Source organism: Allobosea massiliensis (genome assembly GCF_042655245.1).
GTDB lineage: Bacteria > Pseudomonadota > Alphaproteobacteria > Rhizobiales > Beijerinckiaceae > Allobosea > Allobosea massiliensis.
On the sequence record NZ_JBHSLU010000033.1, the window covers coordinates 1 to 22,461 of the forward strand.

The following is a 22,461-nucleotide window of genomic DNA, read 5'->3' on the forward strand; positions in this document are numbered from 1 at the left end:
TCGTAGCGTCCCATCGCCAAGCTCCTCTTTCGGAGCTTGAATCACGAAATCGACGCCGCTGGAATCGGCCGGACGGTCTTATGGGTTTACGGCCTAGATAGCGATCTCGGCCCTGCCTCCGTAGCGTAGCAATACCCTGAACGACTCCAGCCTCCTGATTGTAGGCCTCCTCAATCAGGAAAGAGTTATCTTGGATACCCTTCGCCGGACGGTCGTCCGTTCCATCGCCGATTCCAGGCGTGTCGGTACGATTCGTCCATCTCTGAGGTTGAGCAAGAGCAAGCGAAATACCGAGGCCGTATGCAGTGACAGCGTAGAGTAGCTTCATAACGGCTCCATGTGAGCTGGAATTTGGCACGGTGTGTCTTGTCCTCGACGAAGATAGCTATCGTAATGCATATGAGAATGATTTGTAATATTATGACGTTGCCCTCAGTTTCTATCCAGCGCTGAGTTCGTTCCGGCGGTTGGTGAGCCTGCCTCCGATGCTGGACCGGCTTGCTGGCCGCTTCCAGGGGGTAAACGGTCACCGAGGGCTGCATGCCGGTGGTCGATTGACGAGCGGTATCGGGGTCTTGTTCCCGATCGCGCTATGAGGTCGTAGCTCGTTGTACTCCCTTCGCCAAGCCTCCACTTTCTCCCGGGCATCGGGCAGGCTCATGAACCAGTGCTCGATGAGATGGGGTAATCGGGGCTTGAGCTTGGCCGGCATCGGCGCTCATGCTGCAAGGTGGAGGCCAAAGCGCCCTCCGATCCTGAGTCGATTGCGGCCCATCTGAGTCAGCTGACGGGTACGTTCGAGCGCGTCGGCCTGGAGGCTGGCCCCCTGTCGCAATGGCTGTATTTCGGTCTGCGTGACTGCGGCTATCCGGTCGCCTGCATGGAGACGCGGCATTCCAAGGCTGCGATCGCGGCGATGAGCATGAACAAGACCGATCGCAACGATGCGCGCTCTCTGGCACAGCTCGTACGCTCGGGCTGATTCAAGGCCGTGCACGTGAAGTTGGTCGAGTGGAGTTGACCCGGTTTTGTGGACACCCTTGAAGTCATTTTCTGGAGTGTCCGATGCCGCGTTTTCGAAGCGCCTATCCGCCGGAGTTTCGGCGACAGATGGTCGAGCTGGTCCGATCGGGGCGAACGCCTGAAGATCTGTCGCGAGAGTTCGAGCCGACCGCGCAGTCCATCGCAAATTGGGTTCGTCAGGCCGAGCGCGACGCCGGCAAGCGCAGCGACGGCCCGACCAGCGCCGAGCGCGAAGAACTGATCCGCCTTCGTCGTGAGAACCACCGGTTGCGCCAGGAGCGCGATATCCTGTCAAAGGCGGCGGCCTGGTTCGCGCGGGAGAGCAAGGCGAACCCGAACGGGTTTTCCGGTTCATGAGCGCGCTACCTGAGCCGTCTTTCCGATCAAGACCATGGCCCGTGTCTTCAAGGTCTCCGCGTCAGGCTATTATGCTTGGCGCGGCAGGCCTGCATCACTGCTGGCTGCGCGAGACGTCGATCTCATCCGGAAGATCTGCATGATCCATGGCGCCTCGCACAAGACCTATGGCGCGCCGCGCATTCACGCCGAGCTCAAGGCCGAGTGCGTGGCGATCGGCAAGAAGCGCGTGGCTCGCCGCGGTCGTGCTGGACGCATGGTCCAGGCGCATCGTCGGCTGGGCTTTCTCCGCCGATCTCAAGACCCGTGTCGTGCTCGACGTGCTCGACATGGCGCTCGCCGCACGTAAGCCCGAGAACGTCATCCACCATAGCGATCAGGGCTCGCAATATACCTCGCTGGCTTTCGGCAACCGCTGCAAGGACGCCGGCGTCAGGCCCTCGACCGGCTCCGTCGGCGACGCCTATGACAATGCCATGTGCGAGAGCTTCTTCGCGACGCTGGAATGTGAGCTGCTCGACCGAAACCGCTTTCGCTCGCACAGCGAGGCGCGGATGGCCGTCTTCCACTTCATCGAAGGCTTCTACAACCCGTCACGACGCCATTCGGTGCTGGGCTACCCCTCGCCCATCGAATACGAAAGGAAGCATCATGAGCTGATTTGACCCGCCATAGCCGTGAACAGTCCACGGAAACGGGTCAACTCCAACTCCAGCTTTCGTAGGGCTTTGGCTGATCTGGGCGGGTTAGTCCGTTCCAGCGGTGAAAAATTAGCCCCCCCCTTGACCCTCTAGTGGCATCAGCTTGTAGACACAGAGCGTGTGAGCCGGATGCGCTTCTAAAGCCCGTGTGGATCTGCTATCATAGTGTATCATCCATGCCGAGCGCGAAGTAGGTCAGCAAGTCGTCAAAAGAGAGGAATTGTGATGCGAAACGGAATAGGAGGACGTTTGATGACGTTTGTTGCTCGAGGGTATTTGGTCGCGTCGGCCGCTCTGATTTTGGGCGGGGGTGGGGCGATGGCCCAAGGCGGTCATTCCCACGCTGCCTCGAACGGCGGTCAGATTCAGCAAATTGGCGCCTACGAGGCTGAACTGGTCGTGAAAGGCTCGGACGTCATGCTCTACATCGTCGATAAACAAGAGAAGAAGGTCGATGCGGCCAAATTCTCGGCTACTGCCGTCGTGCTTGCCGCTGATAACCAGCAGAAAACAGTTGAGATGAGCCCATCAGGGGAGAACCGCCTCGCAGGCAAAATCGACTTTCCCGTTGCCGGCAAATTCCGTGCGACTGTGACGTTGAAGTCGGGTACGGCCGAGGCCGGCAAGGGTCGCTACAGCCTTGACGCACGCTAGATGAGCTGGTAATCGCCAATATTATGCTTAAATTGACAAGTTTTAGTGTGTTGCCACGCTGCCTTTGGCAGACAGCGGTCGTGCGCGCTCTTGTTCTTGTCTTGGTTATGACTTTTGTTGTTCCTGTCTCGGCTTTTACGACCGGATTGGACGTGGGTCCTTCTGGCGCTGCCATCACGAGTTCGACTGATATCGGCTCGCCTGGTCCGACAGGGAACTCATTGGACGACGAGCTTGTCCAGCATGCTCATTGCATGCATTCGGTCGCTCGTACGCACTTTAAGACCTTGCCTATTCGGCGACTTACATTGGCCGTGCCGCTTCCGCGAGAAGCGGATTTGCAGCCCAGTCGCGCTTTATCATCCCTACCCTTCAAGCCACCCCGTCGCGCCTGATCGAGCTCGTGGGGGTCTAGCCCCTTGAGCTTTCCGCTCTCACTTGGGAGCGCTTTGGTGGTGCGTTGAGCGCTCCGCTGCTCTTGTCAGCGCTGAGCAATGTATGGGCAAGCTTCGTGCGCCCGTGGTGAGGGTCTTGCTATGATCAAACGTCTTTTCGTCATCGTTTTTGTCGGCGTGATCGGAGTTGCCGTCGGCAGTCTCGTGCCGGCCGTTTCGCAGGCGGTCCGCGCTGCGTTGAATGCCGTCCCACTCCCGCCAGCTATCTCGCAGGCTGCCCACGCGGTGATGCAGGCCGGGGAGGGGAAGCGCGAAAGCGATGACCATGGTCACGGCTCCAAAAAAGCCGACGCGCACGGTTCGGGCGAGAAGGAAGGACCGGAAGGCGCAGTTGTGATGACGCCCGAGCGGATCGCTACCGCCGGAATCACGGTAGCGCCCGCAGCAGGTGGATCACTGTCTCGTACGCTGACAGTACCAGCCGTTATCGCAATGGACGCTGACCGTGTCGGTCGTGTCGCTGCCCGGGTCATCGGCACCGTCGCCGAACTCAACAAGCGTTTGGGCGACCAGGTCGTTAAGGGCGAAACAGTCGCCGTGCTCGATAGTCGGGAGGTTGCCGAGGCCAAGAGCGAATTGCTTGCCTCTCTGGTCAATCAGGACCTCCAAAGCACGCTGTTCGAGCGCGAGCAGTCGCTTTGGGACAAGAAGATTTCCGCCGAACAGCAATACCTTAAAGCCCGCAGCACATTTTCCGAGGCGACGCTTCGGGTCGACCTAGCTCGCCAAAAGTTGACCGCTCTCGGCGTCAGTGATCGCGAAGTCGCTAGCGTGAGGCGTGAGGTCAAGCCCTTCCGTCAAGTCTCTTCTAGTGAAGGCGAGCTGCCGAAGTCGCTTGGCATGCAGCGCTACGAGTTGCATGCGCCGATTGCGGGCCGTGTAGTCGAGCGTCGGGTTGACCTTGGCGCTCCAGTCGGTGGCGAAGGTCAAGAGAAGGAGGTTTATGTCATCGCCGACCTGTCGAGCGTTTGGGTCGAACTCGCGGTTTCGACCGCTGACCTGGCCCAGGTGCGCGAGGGTCAGCTGGTGTTGATCAACGCTGGTGCGGACGGTCCCAAATCCGAAGCCCGTATCACGTTCATCAGCCCGATGCTCAATCAGGATACTCGCTCGGCGCGTGTGATCGCTACTATGGACAACAAGGGTCTAATGTGGCGACCTGGCTCGTTCGCGACAGCTCAGATCATCATTGAAGAGATCCCGGTTGACATCCGGCTCCCGCGTGCCGCCCTCCAGACGCTCAAGAACGAACAGATTGTGTTCGTACGCACCAAGCAGGGTTTTGAGAAGCGGGATGTCGTGCTGGGCAAGCAGGACGATTCATCCGTTGAGGTCGTGTTTGGCGTCGATCCTGGCGAAGAGGTGGCAGTGACCAACTCCTTCGTCCTCAAGGCGGAGCTCGGCAAAGCCGAGGCCGAGCACGCGCACTGAGGACCTGACCAATGATCAATGCTGTTCTCGCCTTCTCCGTACGCCAGCGCTGGTTAGTGCTGCTAGTCTCGCTGCTCGCTGCTGCGCTCGGCGTATTCGCGCTGACGCGACTGCCAATCGATGCAGTTCCTGACATTACGAATAATCAAGTCCAGGTCAATGCGGTCGTCCCGTCGCTTTCGCCGTTCGACATCGAGAAGCAGGTCACGTACCCGGTCGAAACCGCGCTCGCCGGTATCCCAGGCCTCGAATACACCCGTTCGCTTTCACGCAATGGCTTCGCCCAAGTAACCGCTGTCTTCAGTGAGAAGACAGATCTTTACTTCGCGCGGCAGCAGGTCAACGAGCGCCTTGGCGAAGCGAAGGCAAGTTTGCCGCCCGGGGCCGAGATTCACATGGGCCCGATCTCAACTGGCCTCGGTGAGATTTTCATGTGGACCGTCCACTACAAAAAGCCTGGCGACGGCGCGCCGGTGCGTGACGGCGAGCCCGGCTGGCAGTCGGACGGCAGCTACCTGACTCCGGAAAAGCAGCGGCTCAAGAACGACTTCGAACGCGCCGCATATCTCCGCACAGTGCAAGACTGGATCATCGGTCCCCAGCTCAAGACGGTGCCCGGCGTCGCTGGCGTCGATGTCATCGGCGGCTACAAGAAGCAATATCAGGTCCAGCCTGACCCGGCGAAGCTCATCGGCTACGGTCTATCTTTCAAGGATGTGGCCGAGGCCATCGAGGGCAACAACCAAAATCGCGGCGCCGGCTATCTGGAGCGCAACGGCGAGGGCTACGTTGTGCGCTCGGCCGGGCGTATCGAGAGTGTGGAGGAGATTGGTAACGTCGTCGTCGCCACCCGCAGCGGCACTCCGGTGCGCATCAAGGACGTCGCAACCGTTGGCATCGGGCGCGAACTTCGAACCGGCTCGGCCTCGATGAACGGGGAGGAGGCGGTGGTCGGTACCGCTCTGATGCTGATCGGTGGCAACAGTCGTACCGTCTCGGCAGCTGTCGATGCTCGCATGAAAGAGATCACGCGTTCGCTGCCGCCTTCCGTCGAAACGCGAACCGTCCTCAACCGTACGCTGCTTGTCGATGCCACGGTGAAGACAGTGGCGAAAAACCTGATCGAGGGCGCGCTCCTTGTTATAGGGGTGTTGTTCCTCTTGCTGGGCAATATCCGAGCCGCGATCATTACTGCAATGGTGATCCCGGTGGCGATGCTGATGACCATGACCGGCATGGTACAGGGCAAAATCAGCGCCAACTTGATGAGTCTCGGGGCGCTCGACTTCGGACTGATCGTCGATGGTGCGGTCATCATCGCCGAGAACTCGCTCAGGCACTTAGCCGAGCGCCAACATAAGCTGGGCCGGAAACTCACGACGGAGGAGCGCCTCGACACTGTGCGGGTGTCGGCTGAGGAAATGATCAAACCATCGGTTTACGGCCAAGCCATCATCATCTTGGTCTACGTGCCACTCCTCACCTTCACCGGGGTCGAGGGCAAGATGTTCGCGCCTATGGCCCTTACAGTCATCATCGCACTGGTGGCCGCCTTCGTCCTCTCGCTCACCTTTGTGCCAGCCCTGATCGCCATCGTCATCACCGGCAAGGTCACCGAGAAGGACGTGTTCCTGGTGCGCTGGCTGAAAGCGATATACCGGCCTGTTCTCGCCGGCGCGATCCGGCGGCCGGCGGCAGTCATCGGCGGTGCGGTGCTTATCTTCCTCGCGGCGGTCAGCTTGTTTAGCAGGCTCGGCCAGGAATTTATCCCCCAGCTTGACGAAAAAAACATCGCCATGCACGCGATGCGTATCCCCTCGACCTCACTGACACAATCCCAGGACATGCAGCTTAAGGTCGAGAAGGCCGTGGCGCGTTTTCCTCAGGTGGCACTTGTGTTTTCCAAGACCGGTACCGCTGAAGTCGCGGCGGACCCCATGCCGGTAAACGTTTCCGACAACTTCATCATCTTAAAGCCTGAGTCCGAATGGCCAGACCCGAAGCTGCCTAAGGACAGGCTCATTGCCGACATTCAAGCAGCGGTGAACGAGGTCGCCGGCAATAATTACGAGTTCACCCAACCGATTCAGATGCGGTTCAACGAACTCCTCGCGGGCACCCGCGGCGACCTTGCGGTCAAGGTGTTCGGCGAGGAGTTTGACACCATGCTGCCAGCGGCGAACCAGGTTGCAACGGTTCTGCGGAGCGTCCAGGGCGCTGAGGACGTGAAGGTGGAGCAGGTGACTGGCCTGCCGTTCCTAGAAATCCGCATCGACAAAGCCGAAATCGCCCGCTTGGGCCTGTCACACTTTGCAGTGCAGGATGTGATCGGCGCGGCTATCGGTGGGCGCGAGGCAGGCGTGCTGTTCGAGGGGGACCGACGATTTGAGATCGTGGTTCGCCTGCCCGACTATGTCCGCGACGATCTCGAGGCTTTGAAAAATTTGCCGGTTCCCTTGCCCGGGGCGGGCGCCGCAGGCCGGATGGCTTCCGTGCCGCTGAAACAGGTCGCGAGTTTCTCCACGGCCGAGGGACCCAATCAGATCAGCCGAGAGAACGGCAAGCGCCGCATAGTCGTGACTGCGAACGTTCGTGGTCGCGATATTGCCTCCGTGGTAGCTGAAGCGCAGACCAAGGTTGCGGCGGGCGTGACGCTGTCGCCTGGATCCTGGATTACTTGGGGCGGGCAGTTCGAAAACCTGGAGGCCGCCCGTCAGCGACTGATGGTCGTCGTACCCGGCTGCTTCTTCCTAATTTTCCTGCTGCTCTATTCAGCGCTTGGCTCACCGCGTGACGCGCTGTTGGTGTTTAGCGCTGTACCGCTGGCGCTGACGGGCGGGATCGCCGCCCTGTTCCTGCGTGGGATGCCGTTCTCGGTGCCGGCGGCGGTTGGTTTTATCGCACTGTCGGGTGTAGCGGTGCTCAACGGCCTGGTCATGCTGACCTTCATCAAGCAGTTGGTAGAGGAAGGGCGACCGCTTAAGGAGGCAATCTGCGAAGGGGCCCTCACGCGCCTTCGCCCAGTCGTGATGACCGCGCTGGTCGCCTCGCTTGGGTTTGTGCCGATGGCGCTCGCTACGGGCACAGGCGCAGAGGTGCAGAAGCCGCTCGCCACTGTCGTGATCGGGGGTCTTATCAGCGCGACGCTGCTCACGCTGATCGTGCTGCCTGCCCTTTACGCGCGATTTGCAAGCCGACCGCAGAAGGAAGAGGAAACATCGCTTTTGGGTGATGCCCCGGCTCCCCGTCTTACGCCCCCGCTTCGGGAGGCCGCCGAATGACGGGGCAGGCATCGGGACATCGATATCAGAGACAGGAACAGTCTTCTCCGAACGTCGGCACGCCAGACATGTGCATAGTAAGCTGGCTTTTGCCATTCGGCTTGGCTGCTCTGGTCGCAATCGTTGCTGTGTCGCCGGGCTCGGCCGAAACTCTGTCAGGAGCGTTGGCGCGGGCTTACGGGGCTAACCCGCAGTTGAATGCACAGCGCGCACAAGTCCGAGTGGTAGACGAGACTGTGCCTCAGGCCCTTTCCGGTTATCGTCCACGGGCGCAACTGCAGGCTGATGGCGGTGCTCAATTCCAGCGGGAACGCAGTCGCGAGCGAAGAAGTGCAATTTCCGGTGTTGATGGCGAGGAAGAACTTACGGCGCAGATCAAGCGAACACAGCGGCAGAGTACGCTGCCGCGGGGTGCTGAACTCTCCTTCGAGCAGAACCTCTTTGATGGGGGCCGAACGAGAAACTCTGTTTCACAAGCAGAAGTTCAGGTCCTCGCCGCGCGTGAAACATTGCGCAACTCTGAGCAGAATGTCCTGCTCGATGCCGCTACGGCCTATATGGACGTGCTGCGGGATCAAGCCGTGCTCGACCTACAGCGGACCAATGTCAAACTTCTGGAAGAAACGCTCTATCGGGCACGCGAACGCTATGCGGCCGGTGAGGTTACACGAACGGACATCGCTCAGGCAGAGGCGCGCCTTGCCAGCGGCCGGGCCCAGGTCAACCTCGCGGCAGCTAATCTCAATACTAGCCGAGCCCGCTATCGACAGTTAATCGGCTCCGAGCCGCGATCCCTGACGCCGGGTACGCCGGTGGCAGACAAGCTTCTCCCGCGCAGCGCTGCGGATGGCATGCGGACTGCCCTATCCCAACACCCAGCCATCGCGGCAGCCCTCCACGGCGTCAATGCAGCGGAACTGGAGGTGAGGGTCGTTAAAAGCGCTCTCTACCCGGCCGTTGGATTGGTCGCGAGCATATCGCAGCGCTACGACAGCGAGGCACGTGGCGATCGGATGAGAGCGGGTTCCTCCACGCTCCAGGTGACGGTCCCGATCTACGAAGGCGGTGAGATTTACTCTCGGACGCGGCAAGCCAAGGAAAGTGCCAGCCAGCGCCGAGCCGAGGCCGAGGTTGTCCGCGACGAAGTCCGCGCGGCGCTGTCGACCTCATGGAGTGTGCTTGAGACCGCCAAGGCGCAGATTGAATCTGCGCAGACGCAGATCCGGACCAGCGAGATTGTTTTGACCGGAGTTCGCGAGGAAGCTCGTGTCGGCCGGCGTACGACACTGGACGTCCTTAACGCGCAGCAGGATCTCCTGAACGCTCGCGTCAATCTGGCGACGGCCCAGCGAGATCGAGTGGTAGCCTCCTATGCACTGCTACTGGCCACCGGGCGACTCTCGGCGCGCCGGCTTGGCCTTGCAGTTCAAGTGTACGAACCTACGCAGCATTCCGACCAAGTTAAGAACCTCTGGGGCGGATTAGACACCCCAACTGGCCGTTGATCCAAAATCCGAGTTCTATCGCGAAATCGCCCAAGCTCGCGATGGAGGCGAGGGCGGCTCCCCGCAGCCCCGGGGAGCCGCTTCTCAGCTCGAGAGTTTACGCTGCGAAAGCAATATCCGCAGTGCGGCTTCGTGCAAGTTTTGTAATTAACATGAGCTAATCAGTGACACAGGAAATCGTCGAACAACTCTATCGTCTCATGCATATAGTTGTCTGGATTCACACTCCAGGAGACCAGCGTTGGATACTTCCAATATTCGTATTAGTGCTTGTAATTGCGCCCACTTGGCTCGGCCTGCAGGTGCTGCGTATTGGTTCAGTAACTCTTATAAAATGGCGGCGTCAAGCACAAAGCTATCGAAAGGATGCGGCTCCGGGTTCGCCAAATATAACAAAAATATCCATACTACTTGAAAACTTTGTCTTGCGTCGAACATGTAAATTACAGATTCGTATCGTGATTTTATCATTGATTGCTCTACCACTAACTTATGTCCAGCTGCTTTTACCAAAATTGATAGTAAATCAAGTTTTGGCTGACAATAAGTCAACGACTGAGTTGTTTATAATTAATTCGCTTGCGCCGGTCAAAATATTGCTTTTATTATGCACCTGTTACCTACTAGTTCTTATTGTTAGTAGCCTAATTAAGTATACGGCAAATGTCGTGCGGGGAAAAATTCATGAACGCATAGTGCGGCATATCCGGCTCTCCGCAATCCGAAGGCGCCGAGATGAACGTTGCCCGCGCGCAAGATCGACACTGGCTGCTGTCGCCATTCAGGAATGCGAACCGATCGGCTATTTCGGCGGAAGCCTCCTACTCGTGCCACTGATCCAAGGCGGAACGTTTATCACCAGCTTGCTCTTTTTGTTTTTTCAGGACATCGCGCTTGCCTTCGCGGCCTTAATCATGTTGCCGTTACAGATCGCAGTGCTGCCGCGGCTTCAGCGGCAGATCAACAGCAAGGTTCGGGAGCGTGTGCATATGACCCGCGTTTTCAATGAATCTCTCACGCAGGAAGAGGGTGCAGGAAACAATGAGGGGCTGCTGTCACCAACGCGCTTTCGTATCCGTCAAACAGCGGCAATAGAAGGGGCGCAGATAGAAATATCGAAGCTTAAATCACGTTTCAAATGCCTCTATAATTTTACAACAAATCTGACACCGTTTTTTTTTTTCAATCGGAGGCTATCTTGTTTTGCAACAGAGATTATCGCTTGGCGCACTTGTTGCGGCTCTAGCCGCATATCGCGAGATTGCTCCGGCGTTGCGCGAGTTGTTTGATTTTGCGAGAAACTGGTCGGATGCTCGGGCCCGTTACGCAGAAGTGATTGCCGTTGTATGAGCGGCTTGAGCATGCAACGTCATTTGAGATGACAAGAACTCTCTGTCGGTGTGTCAATCTTCGGGTTGCTGGCATCTTTTGATCCGGCGCTGACCGGAATTTTCCACGCGCCGATGCCTGTCTACTAAGGCAGGGGCACCCTAAAAGACAGTCTTAGTATAGCGTCGGAAAGAAACAGAATGACTCCTTCACAGGCCCGAGCAGCACGCGCGTTTTTGAATCTGGATATGAAGACAGTCTGCGAGCAAGCTCCCATAGGAAAACGAACGCTGACGGAATTCGAGCGTGGCTCACGCGCAATATCTGATACGACTTTGGTACGTCTTAAAGGGTATTATATCGCACAGGGTATTGGATTCAAATCAACTATCAGCGGCGACGAAGTCGTGCACCATGTCAATTCTACTGACGATAAGTATGATATTGGGAACGTGAAATTAAAGTTAGAATACTATGATATATTCAAGATAAATGATATTGAGAATAAATTAAGTACAATAAGATTTCATGTCAATGAATTAGAATCGTTGATCAATTTTTCGAGTGAAATTATACACTTGGCGTTGAATGTTTCGGAATTGAATCAAAAAAAGTTTGCAATAGAATTAGATTGTTCGCCGGCGTTTATAAGTGCAGTTTTACTCCAAAAAAAATCGTTGTCATTTGATCTCGCGACAAGAATACAAAATAAATATTCTCTCAAAAATATATCTACTATGGTTTTATCAGAAAAAAAAATCAAAAAACTGCTTACAGACATGCGCCGAATCTCGGAAGATCTGCTAGGAGAGGCTCAAAAAATGCAACAAGCAAATTCTGTAGCTGAAAAAGTTAACCTTTGATTTTTTGCAATGATTCTCGAGGCGGAATGTTGCCTGATAGCCACATTGGCGACTAATCCCTCCAAATTGCTGCCTCTAGCGATCTCGGCGACGTGATCGAGGTTGATCGGCCTCCCGGCATTCGTATGGTTGTTTTGCGTCGGGACGTTCCCGGTCGCTGTTTTTCGTCTTCGCCTTTGAATGGTCAGGGGCGCGGGCGAAAGACCGGGAACAAGCCGGTTCGGTGATTGGGTCTCCTGGGGCTGGTCACCAACGATCCGGCGGAAGCCCGAGGGTCTCGAAACTCATTTTGGAGGTTACCAATGAAGCTCGTTAAGAGCCTCCTCCTCGGTTCCGCCGCCGGCATCGCCGCGGTCGCCGGGGCTCACGCTGCCGATCTTCCCTCGCGGAAGGCCGCTCCCGTCGAATACGTCCGCGTCTGCTCTGCTTACGGCGCTGGCTTCTTCTACATCCCCGGCACCGACACCTGCCTCCGCGTTGGTGGTCGTGTCCGCGCCGAGTACTCGGTCGGTGATCGCTTCGGTGAGGGGGCTGACGCCTATGGCACCCGCGCCCGCGGCCGTCTCAACATCGACGCCCGCACGGCAACTGCCTACGGCACGCTGCGCACGTTCTTTCGTTATGAGCTGAGCAACAACAGTGGTAATTACGTTGGGGGGGGTAACTTCAATCCGGGCATCAATCTCCCGGGCCAGGCTCGGAACACGTCGCCTGCTACTACGGATATTCTTGACCTCGCATTCATTCAGTTCGGCCCGATCACCGCTGGTCGTGCTCAGTCGTTCTTCGATTTCTACGCGAACGACTATACCTTTACGGTGGTCCGCACGGCTGACGCTCGCTTGAACTTGCTCGCCTACACAGCCACATTTGGTTCGGGCTTTTCTGGTACGATCTCTCTTGAAGATCGAGCATCTACTGTGGTGCCTGGTCTTGGGCTTCGCGAGAACCCGGTCATCAGCCCCGCTGGTGTTGGATCTAGGATCCTTGGCCAGGACTTCCCGGATCTCGTCGCTTCGCTGCGCGTCGACCAGGGTTGGGGTTCTGCTCAGTTGTCGGGTGCTTTGTCCCAGCGCAACATCTCCAACACCGGCCCGGGCTTCACCTCTTCGAATGACGAGCTTGGCTTCGCCGTTCAGGCGGGCGTGAAGATCAACCTGCCGATGCTTGCTGCCGGTGACGTCTTGTTCTTGCAGGCTGCTTACGCTGACGGCGCCCTTGGCTACCTCGGTTGGTTTTCGCAGTTTGGTTCGGGTCGTCAACTTACTGCGACGCCTGCGACGCAGCTCACGATCGGTGATTTCGGTGTTGACGGCTTCGGTAACGTCCGTTCGGCCACTGGCTTCTCGCTTCTCGCCGCTCTGCGTCACTTCTGGACCCCGCAGCTTCGTTCGGAGTTCGCGGTTTCGTACTCGGAACTTCAGCTGGACTATGTTGTTGCCGGTCAGACGGTTCCGGGTATCGTTGCCCGACCGCTTGATCCCAAGGAAGCCATTGTCGCAGCCAGCCTGATCTGGTCGCCCGTTTCTGGCCTCGATATCGGCGTGGAAGTTCTCTACAGCCGCACCGAGCTCCGTCAGCCTGTGCTGGCCGCCAACAATGCTGGCACGCGCGTCCCGCTTGCAGCCGGTGGCCGTCTGGTCAAGAGCGACGACGCCTTCGCTGGCCGTCTGCGCATCCAGCGCGACTTCTGATCGGTTTCCGATCCCAGTCACAGAGAGCCCCGGGGAAACCCGGGGCTTTTCTTGTAGACGCCGCGCTATCTGCTGTGGTCTGGGTCAGCCTGGTTCATCTCCGATCGTCGGGATCACTTAGTCTGCCGTGAGGATGGTCCGATACGCATTTCCCGTTTCTGCAGACCAGCCTTACAATCGTATGTGATGTTCCAATACATGTGGCTTCATAAACTTGATTTTCGCCCACCGGCGGCAGTCTCTTGATGGCTGACTGGATGCATCCAGCTTCGGCTAGAGCGGTGTTGATTCCACCATCAGCAGCATAGATATGTGATGTTGTAAGAGATCCTATCAGCAATAAAGCTACTTTGATGGTCTGATTCGACAGACAACTTAATTGGTGTGTCATAGGATGGACGCTCTGGATTGGACCATGGATTTTTAGAGAATTCTAGAAAAATTGGAGCTGAAGCTTCTCAAGGCCAATCGCCGCTTGTTCAATGAGAACGAGAATGCGTCAAAATTCGGGGTGTCATCGAAAACCGCGTTTCGTTCATAAGTTAAGAATTACGCACAGCGCGCTCGACGCCGCGATATCAGTGGGTTACGCTGTGCATATTATATGTGCGCAATGCGAGCTTGATTCATGCCCTTCACCTATGGCTACGCTCGCGTCTCGACCGACGGCCAAACGCTCGACGCTCAGGTCGCGCGACTCGAGGCGGCCGGCGCATCGAAGCTCTTCAAGGAGAAGGTGTCGGGTGCCAAGCGCGACCGCGTTCAGCTCGACAAAATGCTCGCCGCGCTGAACGCCGGCGACGTCGTGATCGTGACCCGTCTAGACCGCTTGGCGCGATCGACGCGGGACCTTCTCAACATCCTCGGCGTCGTCGCCGACAAGGGCGCAGCGTTCCGCTCGCTCGGTGACGGATGGGCGGACACGACGACTGCCCATGGCCGGCTGATGCTGACGGTGCTCGCCGGCCTGGCGGAATTCGAGCGCGAACTGATCCGCTCACGCACCGGCGAAGGGCGCGCTCGCGCAAAGGCCCGCGGCGTTAAGCTCGGCAGGCGGTTCAAGCTAACCCAGCATCAGCGCGATGAGGCGGTCCGGCGGCGCGACGCCGGCGAGGAATCGATGACCGAGATCGCTAGGAGCTACAATGTTTCGCACTCGATGATTTCGAGACTCAGGGCGAGGTGAAACCGCACGCCGTGCCGCCCGGCCCGCTCCCGGTCGCATGAATTCTGTGAGTTATGCCGCCTTTGTCAGCGTAAAATCGACATGGATAGCGTCATAGGGGAAAATCACGCCGCGGTCGGCGCGATCGAGGATCCCGGCAGTGAGCAAGGCCTGGACATCGCCATGCACGGCTTTGACGTCGCGGCCGACACGGCGGGCGATCTCGCGGATGGCTATCTCGCCCTCGCCGGTCATGGCGCGCAGGATTTCCCAGCGCTTGGCGGTCAGCACCTTCCAGAGCAGCTCGGCCGAGGCGAACGACAGATGCGCGCCCTGCACTTCGCCACGAAACGCAGCCGCCATCCGCTGGGTGGTCGCCTCAGCCGAAGGCAAGCCAAGAGTCACCGTGTTCATCGCTCGTTGCTCCTCTTCGCCATCCAGGATTCGACATCATTCCAAAAATCGGCACGCAAACGCTCCGGATCGACAAATGCGTAGGGCGCCTCGTGCTCGCCCAGGTGCTTATGGTCGCCCTTGCCGGCCTCATTGTCGTATCGCAGCACACAGACCCCATCGCTGATCAGCGCCAGGCTGTATTTGAACTCATGTCGCGAGCCCCGCACGGACGATGGCACACGCCAGATCACGATCTCGGCGAACGCAGTCTCCGTCAGGATCAACCGTTCGCGCAGCAGCAGGGTTGCATTCATGTTGGATAATAGTCCAACGCGCGTGATGTTGTCAACGTCTCCAACATGGCTATTGGGGGCACTTGTTATCGCCCCCATGTGAGCAGGTATGGCGCGCCCCGGCTTTGCCGTGACCGGGCTCTAGTCGGGGCAAAGGCCCCTCCCCGAGCCGCCGACCGGCGTCTCGGCCTTGCGGTGACGATCCCTCGCGCAGGCCGGCGCCAGGCGCCGGCAAAAGCCGCGCCGCCGGCGCGATGATGTTGCGCTTGGCGGGGAGAGAGGCGCGCGGCCCTCTCTCCCCAGCAAGAGCCAAATCGGGTCTCCCCATCCTTCCGCGCCGCAAGCGGCTTGTGCAGGACCGGGACGAGGACCCGCGTGCCGCCGCCCCTCGCCCGGCGCGAAGCCGCGTGGGTGATCCCCCTCCCGATTTGGCTCTTGCCCCCCTCTCTCCCCGCTGCTCGCCGCGAAGGCAGGAGTGCAGGCGGACCTGCACCCTGCCGGGTGACGGGCCTACAGCCTCAAACAGGAGAGACCACCATGACCACGACGATCACCAAGACTGCCGCCATCGGCACGCTCGCCACCGCCTTCCAGCACATCGCCCTGACGAAGCTCGTTCCCAGTGTCGCCAACGTTCGCAAGGTGAACGCGACCGCCGGGATCGGCGAATTGGCCGACAGCATCGAGGCGCATGGCCTGATCCAGAACCTCACCGTCAGGAAGGCGGGCAAGGGCCAGAAGTTCGAGGTCGTCGCCGGCGCGCGTCGGCTGGCGGCGCTGCGGCTCTTAGCCAAGGAGGGTCGGATCGGCAAGGACATCGCCATCCTCTGCAATGTGCTGGCGGCCGAGCGCGATACTGAGATCTCCCTTGCCGAGAACACCCAGCGTGAGGCCATGCATGTCGTCGACGAGGTGCTGGCCTATCAGCGCCTTGTCGAGGACGGGCTGCCGGTTGACGCGATCGCCAGCCGGTTTGGCCAGTCCGTCGTCACGGTGCGCCAGCGCTTGAAGCTCGCCAGCCTGTCGCCGGCCATTTTGGACGAGATGCGCGGGGATGCCATCACGATCGAGCAGGCCCGCGCGCTGGCGATCAGCGATGATCACGCGGCGCAGGAAACGGCTTGGTTCGGGCGCGAAGGCTGGAGCCGCAGCCCCGGCAATCTGCGCGCGGTGCTGACTGACGAGCATATCCGCAGTAGCGATCGGCTAGCGCGCTTCATCGGCATCGAGGCCTATGAGGCTGCCGGCGGGGCCGTGCTGCGCGACCTGTTCTCGCAGGATCAGGCGACCTTCCTGACCAACCGGCCCTTGGCGATGGAGCTGGCGGCCGAGCGGCTACAAGCCGTCGCGGATGCCGTCCGGCCGGAAGGATGGGCATGGGCGGACATCAGCATCGAGGCCGACAGCCTTCATCAGATGGGCTATGGTCGCATCCACCCTCGCCGCCGCGATCACTCGCAAGCCGAACAGGCCGAGCTTGCCGCGTTGGGCGAGAGCTACGACGCCATGGCCGAGCAGATCGAATCCCATGCCGAGGGCGATCCGCAGATCGCGGCCGACGAAGACCGACTTGCCGAAATCGAACAACGCATCGACGCCATCAAGCATGCGGCCGAGAGCTTCGTTCCCGAGGAACAGGCTTTGGCCGGTTGCCTTGTCGCGATCGGATATGACGGCGCGCTTCAGGTGACGCGCGGTCTTGTCAAGGCAGAGGATCGCTTGGCGCTGGAGCGGCTGCATCATGGTGAGCAGGGCGATCAGGATGATGGCGAGACCCCTGCCCTGCCCTCACAGCCCGACACCACGGAGCCGAGCGGATATTCCGCGACGCTGATCGAGGAGCTGACGGCGATCCGGACAGCGGCGATGCGGGTCGAGATTTCGCAGCGGCCGACCATCGCGATGGCGGCGATGCTGCATCCCTTGGTGCTGGCCAGCTTCTATGGCCGTTATCAGGGCCTGCACATGCACTCAGCCGTCGAGGTTAGGGGTGAGCGCAAGGCGCTCGAACTCAGCATCAAGCAGTCCGAGGCCTGCCGGGCGCTGTCGGGCTGGACCGAGATTGTCGAGGCTTGGGGCTACCGCCTTCCCGGTGATCAGGCCGATCTCTGGGCATGGCTTATCGACCAGCCGATCGACACGCTGACCGATCTTCTCGCCGTGGTGTCGGCAGCGAACCTCAATGCGGTCACCGCGCGCCATGAGATCAGCCGTGGCCGGATGGCGCAGGCGAACCAGATCGCGCAGGCCGTCGATCTCGACATGCAGTTATGGTGGAGCCCGGAACAGGAGTTCCTGTCGCGCCTGTCGAAATCGACCATCGCCGCGATTCTTCGCGAGGCCGGGTGTTCCGAGGACGCCGCCAAGGCGATCGAGCGCAGCCCTAAGCCTGAGGCCGTCGCTCAGGCCGAACGCGAACTGGACGGCAAGGGCTGGCTCCCCTCCCCGCTCCTGACGCCCGGTGCCGTTCAGTCCGACGCCGCCGATCGCGAGCATGTTGATGCTGCCGGCGAGGCACCAATGGCGATGGCGGCCGAGTAAGCAGTCGCGCCGCCGGCATCCACACATTCTTCGATTGGATCAACCACCCGGGTCTCATGGCCCGGGCGGTGCTCGCGCGCCGGGACTGCTCCTGCGCGAGATCGACCCGCCCAGGACCAGATCAGGGGCGCCCCAAAGCCCCGCCCCTCATGCTCCCCTCCCCACCCAAGGCAAAGAACTGTCAAAAAAGCGGCTTTGATATCAGCTAGCTACTAGATAGCTATCAAGTAGCTAGCTAATATGAATTGATATTGGTAGCTATCTGTTAGCTACTCGATATCTAAAGTGCGCCAAACGAAGGATTCGCCCATGCCAACAATCGCATTTGCAAACCCGAAGGGGGGAGCGGGTAAGACCACGGCCGCTCTTCTGCTCGCGTCGGAACTGGCAGCGAAGGGTGCCAAAGTCACCATAATCGATGCCGATCCCGAAAGATGGATATCTCAGTGGGGTGAGCTGAAAGGGAAACCAGATAATATTAAAATAATAAAAAATGCGACTGAAGATACGATAGTCGATCAAATCGATGATGCTTCGCGCGATTCTCAATTTGTTATAGTCGATTTGGAAGGAACGGCCAGTCTTATGGTCGCCAATACGATTGGAATGGCCGATCTTGTTATAATTCCAACCCAAGGTTCAGCAATGGATGCAAAGGGTGGCGCAAAAACAATTCGGCTTATTCGAAACCAAGAGCGGATGGCGCGTCGCCGGATTGCGCATAGCGTTCTCTTAACGCGGACAAGCGCTGCCGTGACCTCACGCTCCCTGCGCAACGTTCAAGAGCAGCTTGCGAAAAGCGGAGTCGACGTGTTCATCACTCCAATCGTCGAGCGAGCGGCGTTTCGAGATATATTCGATTTCGGCGGTACTTTGGCGTCGCTTGATCCTCGAAATGTCAGCAACCTCGAAAAAGCCCGCGAGAATGCACGCGAGTTTGCAGGCGAGGTTATCGCAAAGCTGAAGCAATCGACTCAAGACGAGAAGGTAGCCTGACATGACCAATGAGCGCCCGGACTTGGGGTTTGGCGGAGAGTTGGATGGGTTCGATCCCAAGGCATGGGACTCAGCCACCAAGAAGAACAGTGTTCCAAGGCCACCTAAGGAAGCGACCATGCAAATGGCCGAGGCTATCGGGTTCAAAAGCCGCGAACCGAAATTGCCAGTGACGGTCAATCACAAAATCGATCGGCGTCGGCGTACGGGACGCAACGCACAGTTTAATTTGAAAGCTAGACCCGAGACCATTGAGGCCTTCTGCCGGATAGCTGACCGTAAGGGATGGGGCCTTGGTGAAACGCTCGAAGAAGCAGTGATGTTGCTCGAGCGGGAGCTCTCCGGCGCGAAATAGGCCTGTCGATTTTCTGGGTTGCAAGAATCGTATGACTCGCACATCGTCACTAGTGCTTTGAGGGTGATTCTAGTGTCCGCGTCGCTGCAAAAATCCGCTCCCCGTATGGCTGCCATTCGATCACGGCGGCACGAGGCTGGATTCTATGAGACCACTGTTTTCGTCCACGAGCTTGCTCGGAAGGCGATCGACAGCGCGATAGCGACGGGACGCTTCAAATCACGCAGAGAAGCCATGGAGGCCGTTATTCACGCGGCATACATGCCAGAGGAAAGTGCAACCAGTCCGCGCTGACCCCTGAAAAGCGAAAAGGCCCCAGCTTTGGCGAGCTGAAGGCCTTTTGTGACGGCTGTGAGAGCCGCCCGTAGAACGGCTTAAAATCTCTCACAGCCGGATCGTTCTGTCAACGCAAACCATTTTGGTTTGCGAACGGATATCTATGCCCTTCGCACAGGCGAGGGGGAATGGGGTCCGATCGCGGATCTGTGCCTGCACGGGATGAGCTTGGAGGGAAGTTCGACGCGGCCCAGCCTTGAAGGATCGGGCCATGTTCGCAGTCGAGATGTCGAGGGTAATCGCGGAGGTGCGTACGCTGTCGCGCCTGGACGAAATTGCCCGCGATCTGTGGAGCGCCTTTGGCGCGAATGCTCTGACGGAGGAGCAGGCGCAGGCGCTCAGCGAGGCGATCGAGGCGCGCAAGCGCCAGGTGAGGGGCCAGGACCGGGTCGCGGTGCGCGCGCCCACGGCGGCGCTCGAGCGGGCGCTGGATGGGCAGAACAGCATCTTCCCGCCGAAGCGTCGGCCGAAGTCGCCCGACCGCCAGCGCTCGATCGCGCGCCGGCGACGGCTGGCAGCGTCAGGGCCCATGCCGCCGCAGATTGCGGCGAAGTTCACGACGGGCCAGCTCGCGGTGATGCGGATTATCGCCGACGAGGTCGAGAGCCGGCGCGGCACCTGCGCTCTGACGATCGGCGAGATCGCGGCGCGCGCCGGCGTTTGCATCGCGCTGGCGCGCAACGCCATCCGGATCGCCGAGCGGCTGTTCTTGATCAGCACGCAGTTTCGCAAGAGGGAAGGGCGCCCGCATCTACCCTCAGTCATCCGCATCATCTCGCAGGCCTGGAACGCCTGGCTGATCATCGGCGGCAAGGTCCGCCGCCACGCGATCAACGCCGAGCGCGAAGATGGGACCTTGCCGTTTCGAGCGCAGACGGCAGGTAGCAAATCCTCGCGAAAGATAGGGTCTAGAAAAATGGGCCCCACGGGCACCGATCTATCCAGATCGGCTTCTTCTATAAGCGGACGACCGCAAACAGAGGCGGCGCAAAGACCCTCCGGGCGGCCTACGGCCGTCGCCTGACGGCGATCAGCGCCGCCTCGCGGCCGACTTCAAGCTCGATTCTGCTCCACCTGAGCAAACGGCACCCTCGCAATTGGCTTTTCGAAAAAGCCAAAGGATTTCGGTCGAGTTTCGCGATTTCGCGGAAGGAGACATGCGCGGTGTGCATGCGGCCGTTCGGTTTGACGATCGAGCAAAGGATGGGGGATCACCTTGGCAAATCTGGTGTCCGGGCGCATATTCTAGTCACGGTGACCAGTGGGGCAGCAATTGATGAAATCCAATCGGAGCGAGCAGACCACGATCGGCCTCGGCGAGCGTTGGCGCCTTCAGGACGCCAAGGCGCGGTTCAGCGAGGTCGTGAAGCGGGCGCGCGAGCATGGGCCACAGCGCGTGACGCTGCACGGCAAGGATGCGGTCGTGATCGTCTCGGCCGAATCTTATGACCGCGAGCGGGAACGTCACACCGGGCGTCGCCTGGTCGAGGCTTTGGCCGCGTCGCCCTTGGCCGACATCATGCTGGAGCGGCCCTTCATTTCCGGGCCGGTCCGGGACGTCGAGGTGTGAACGGCTTTCTGCTGGACACCAACGTACTGTCGGAGCTGCGGAAGCCGCGGCCCGACCAGGCGGTCGCCGGGTTCGTGTCCGCCCAGCCGGAAGAGACTTTGTTCGTGTCGGAGGTGACCTTCGCCGAGATCCGTTTCGGAATCGAGCAGGCTCCCGACGCCGAGCGCCGCACCGTCGTGTCGGACTGGCTAGCGCACACCTTACGTCCTCTGTTTTTCAGCCGCACGCTGCCTCTGACCGAGGACGTCATCCTGCGGTGGCGGATGTTGCTGGAGGCCGGTCGCCGGCGGGGGCACAATTTCGGGCAGCTCGACCTGTTCATCGCGGCTACGGCGGCTGTTGGCAACTTGATCGTCGTGAGCCGCGACGAGACGCATTTCGTGGCGGCTGGCGTGCCCATTCTCAACCCTTGGACGGGTCGGTACACGACGGCGTCCGGCCAGGAGAAGCCGGCCGGAGACATGACGGCGTCCGATCTTCTGTCGCGACTGACGACGGTCGGCCAGCGATGAGCGGGCCAGATCGAAAAAATCGCGGCTCGACTGGATTAGCGTTCCTTCCATCACCGAGGAGTTTCAATGTCTGACAACAATGAAGAGTTGATTGCGCTGACGGCGTCGATCGTGTCGGCCCATGTGACGCGCAACAACCTGCCGACGACCGACTTATCGCGGCTGATCGCGAGCACCCATGCCGCGCTCGCCAGCTTGGTGGGCCCGCCTGCGCCCGTTGCGGCGGAACCGCTGGTTCCGGCCGTGCCGATCCGCCGATCGATGACGCCTGACGCGATCATCTGTCTCGAGGACGGCAGAGCGTTCAAATCCCTGAAACGGCATCTGAGCGCGAGCTACGGCCTGACGCCCGACCAATACCGCGCAAAATGGAATCTCCCGGCCGATTATCCGATGGTCGCTCCGAACTATGCGGAGGCGCGCTCGGCTTTGGCAAAGTCCATGGGGCTGGGCCGTAAGGGAGCCGCAAGCGCACGAGCGCGGGCCAAGACTTGAGATGGATCACGTCAGTCGGGAGTGTTCGCGTGCTCGACGGACCAATTGAACGTCTGTTTGGCTTGGCTGTCACGGGATTCGGCGTTGTTTCGCGTGATGATAGGCGTGCTCGCGGCTTTGCCGCGCCGGCCCGGAGGCGAGCGCGCTTTGCATAGCGCCGGTCCGCCTGCTTTAATCGCCCCAGCGCCTCAGGATCGCGCGTCAGCCATGGTCGAACATGCCTTCGAACTCGCGATCTGAATAGTAGCGCAGTTTGCCGGCGATGATGGGGCGGTGGCCCGCGATGAAGAGCATCTGGGCGGTCTGTGGCATGTTGCGGACCTCGTCGGGGGTCATGAGTGGGCGGGCGACGTGCTGTTCGCCGTAGGAAATACCTGACTTTTCGGAATCGAGCGCGCGGCTCATGGTCGGGGGCACCTCAAGGTTTGTTCGCTAAACCGCGTTTAGTTGGACGGACCGGGAACGCGGCGATTTGGGCTTGCGGCCGAGCAGCTTTTCGCCGTCTGGCC

The 22,461-nt window shown here is 59.5% G+C and carries 18 protein-coding genes and 3 pseudogenes; 17 read left to right on the top strand and 4 right to left on the bottom strand.

The window, feature by feature from the left end:
• Positions 1–526 precede the first annotated feature (526 nt).
• Positions 527–679, bottom strand: a pseudogene (locus tag ACFPN9_RS12415) (integrase core domain-containing protein); the annotation flags it as partial.
• Between the two features lie 51 nt (positions 680–730).
• On the opposite strand from ACFPN9_RS12415, the gene ACFPN9_RS12420 reads away from it, so the two are divergent.
• The 10 genes and pseudogenes from ACFPN9_RS12420 (at position 731) to ACFPN9_RS12465 (ending at position 14,479) form a co-directional block, all read left to right on the top strand.
• Positions 731–982, top strand: coding sequence for an IS110 family transposase (locus tag ACFPN9_RS12420; protein WP_066735510.1), 252 nt, complete (start codon positions 731–733; stop codon positions 980–982).
• 83 nt (positions 983–1,065) lie between these two features.
• A pseudogene (locus ACFPN9_RS12425) lies at positions 1,066–2,045 on the top strand (IS3 family transposase).
• Positions 2,046–2,333: 288 nt separating this feature from the next.
• Positions 2,334–2,735, top strand: a complete 402-nt coding sequence (locus tag ACFPN9_RS12430; protein ID WP_377817129.1) for a hypothetical protein — start codon at positions 2,334–2,336, stop codon at positions 2,733–2,735.
• A gap of 536 nt (positions 2,736–3,271) precedes the next feature.
• Positions 3,272–4,621: an efflux RND transporter periplasmic adaptor subunit gene (locus ACFPN9_RS12435; protein ID WP_377817130.1), complete on the top strand. Its 1,350-nt coding sequence runs from the start codon at positions 3,272–3,274 to the stop codon at positions 4,619–4,621.
• Between the two features lie 11 nt (positions 4,622–4,632).
• Complete coding sequence (locus ACFPN9_RS12440) at positions 4,633–7,902, top strand: efflux RND transporter permease subunit (protein ID WP_377817131.1); 3,270 nt, start codon at positions 4,633–4,635, stop codon at positions 7,900–7,902.
• Positions 7,899–9,407, top strand: a complete 1,509-nt coding sequence (locus tag ACFPN9_RS12445; protein WP_377817132.1) for a TolC family outer membrane protein — start codon at positions 7,899–7,901, stop codon at positions 9,405–9,407. Before ACFPN9_RS12440 ends, ACFPN9_RS12445 begins: the two co-directional genes overlap by 4 nt.
• Positions 9,408–9,571: 164 nt before the next feature.
• Positions 9,572–10,696, top strand: coding sequence for a 6TM ABC transporter family protein (locus ACFPN9_RS12450; protein ID WP_377817133.1), 1,125 nt, complete (start codon positions 9,572–9,574; stop codon positions 10,694–10,696).
• A gap of 240 nt (positions 10,697–10,936) precedes the next feature.
• Positions 10,937–11,599: a regulator of G-protein signaling domain-containing protein gene (locus tag ACFPN9_RS12455; protein WP_156450128.1), complete on the top strand. Its 663-nt coding sequence runs from the start codon at positions 10,937–10,939 to the stop codon at positions 11,597–11,599.
• 302 nt (positions 11,600–11,901) lie between these two features.
• A complete protein-coding gene (locus tag ACFPN9_RS12460; protein ID WP_377817134.1) occupies positions 11,902–13,293 on the top strand; it encodes a porin in 1,392 nt (463 codons plus the stop codon).
• A gap of 628 nt (positions 13,294–13,921) precedes the next feature.
• Positions 13,922–14,479: a recombinase family protein gene (locus ACFPN9_RS12465; protein WP_377817135.1), complete on the top strand. Its 558-nt coding sequence runs from the start codon at positions 13,922–13,924 to the stop codon at positions 14,477–14,479.
• Between the two features lie 51 nt (positions 14,480–14,530).
• On the opposite strand, the gene ACFPN9_RS12470 is transcribed toward ACFPN9_RS12465, so the two are convergent.
• Positions 14,531–14,872, bottom strand: a complete 342-nt coding sequence (locus ACFPN9_RS12470) for an HVO_A0114 family putative DNA-binding protein (protein WP_066734812.1) — start codon at positions 14,870–14,872, stop codon at positions 14,531–14,533.
• The gene (locus ACFPN9_RS12475; RefSeq protein ID WP_066734810.1) at positions 14,869–15,168 is read right to left on the bottom strand and encodes a toxin-antitoxin system TumE family protein; all 300 of its coding nucleotides are present in this window, start codon (positions 15,166–15,168) and stop codon (positions 14,869–14,871) included. The genes ACFPN9_RS12470 and ACFPN9_RS12475 overlap by 4 nt, the downstream gene beginning before the upstream one ends.
• 516 nt (positions 15,169–15,684) lie before the next feature.
• Here ACFPN9_RS12475 and ACFPN9_RS12480 point away from each other — a divergent pair.
• The 7 genes from ACFPN9_RS12480 (at position 15,685) to ACFPN9_RS12510 (ending at position 21,952) form a co-directional block, all read left to right on the top strand.
• Positions 15,685–17,688 (top strand): ParB/RepB/Spo0J family partition protein, encoded by a 2,004-nt coding sequence (locus tag ACFPN9_RS12480; protein ID WP_082734959.1) that lies wholly within the window; start codon positions 15,685–15,687, stop codon positions 17,686–17,688.
• A gap of 309 nt (positions 17,689–17,997) precedes the next feature.
• Entirely contained in the window at positions 17,998–18,684 is a 687-nt protein-coding gene (locus ACFPN9_RS12485) for a ParA family protein (RefSeq protein ID WP_082735131.1), read from the top strand.
• A 1-nt stretch (position 18,685) separates the two neighbouring features.
• Entirely contained in the window at positions 18,686–19,039 is a 354-nt protein-coding gene (locus tag ACFPN9_RS12490) for a hypothetical protein (protein ID WP_082735130.1), read from the top strand.
• 547 nt (positions 19,040–19,586) lie between these two features.
• Positions 19,587–20,399 carry a hypothetical protein gene (locus ACFPN9_RS12495; RefSeq protein WP_377817136.1) on the top strand — a complete coding sequence of 271 codons (813 nt, stop codon included), beginning with the start codon at positions 19,587–19,589 and terminating at the stop codon, positions 20,397–20,399.
• Between the two features lie 252 nt (positions 20,400–20,651).
• Complete coding sequence (locus ACFPN9_RS12500; RefSeq protein ID WP_066733945.1) at positions 20,652–20,945, top strand: type II toxin-antitoxin system Phd/YefM family antitoxin; 294 nt, start codon at positions 20,652–20,654, stop codon at positions 20,943–20,945.
• Positions 20,942–21,457: a type II toxin-antitoxin system VapC family toxin gene (locus ACFPN9_RS12505; RefSeq protein ID WP_082737549.1), complete on the top strand. Its 516-nt coding sequence runs from the start codon at positions 20,942–20,944 to the stop codon at positions 21,455–21,457. The genes ACFPN9_RS12500 and ACFPN9_RS12505 overlap by 4 nt, the downstream gene beginning before the upstream one ends.
• Positions 21,458–21,523: 66 nt before the next feature.
• A complete protein-coding gene (locus ACFPN9_RS12510) occupies positions 21,524–21,952 on the top strand; it encodes a Ros/MucR family transcriptional regulator (RefSeq protein ID WP_066733943.1) in 429 nt (142 codons plus the stop codon).
• 201 nt (positions 21,953–22,153) lie between these two features.
• On the opposite strand, the pseudogene ACFPN9_RS12515 reads toward ACFPN9_RS12510, so the two are convergent.
• A pseudogene (locus ACFPN9_RS12515) lies at positions 22,154–22,360 on the bottom strand (type IV secretory system conjugative DNA transfer family protein); the annotation flags it as partial.
• Positions 22,361–22,461: the final 101 nt, after the last annotated feature.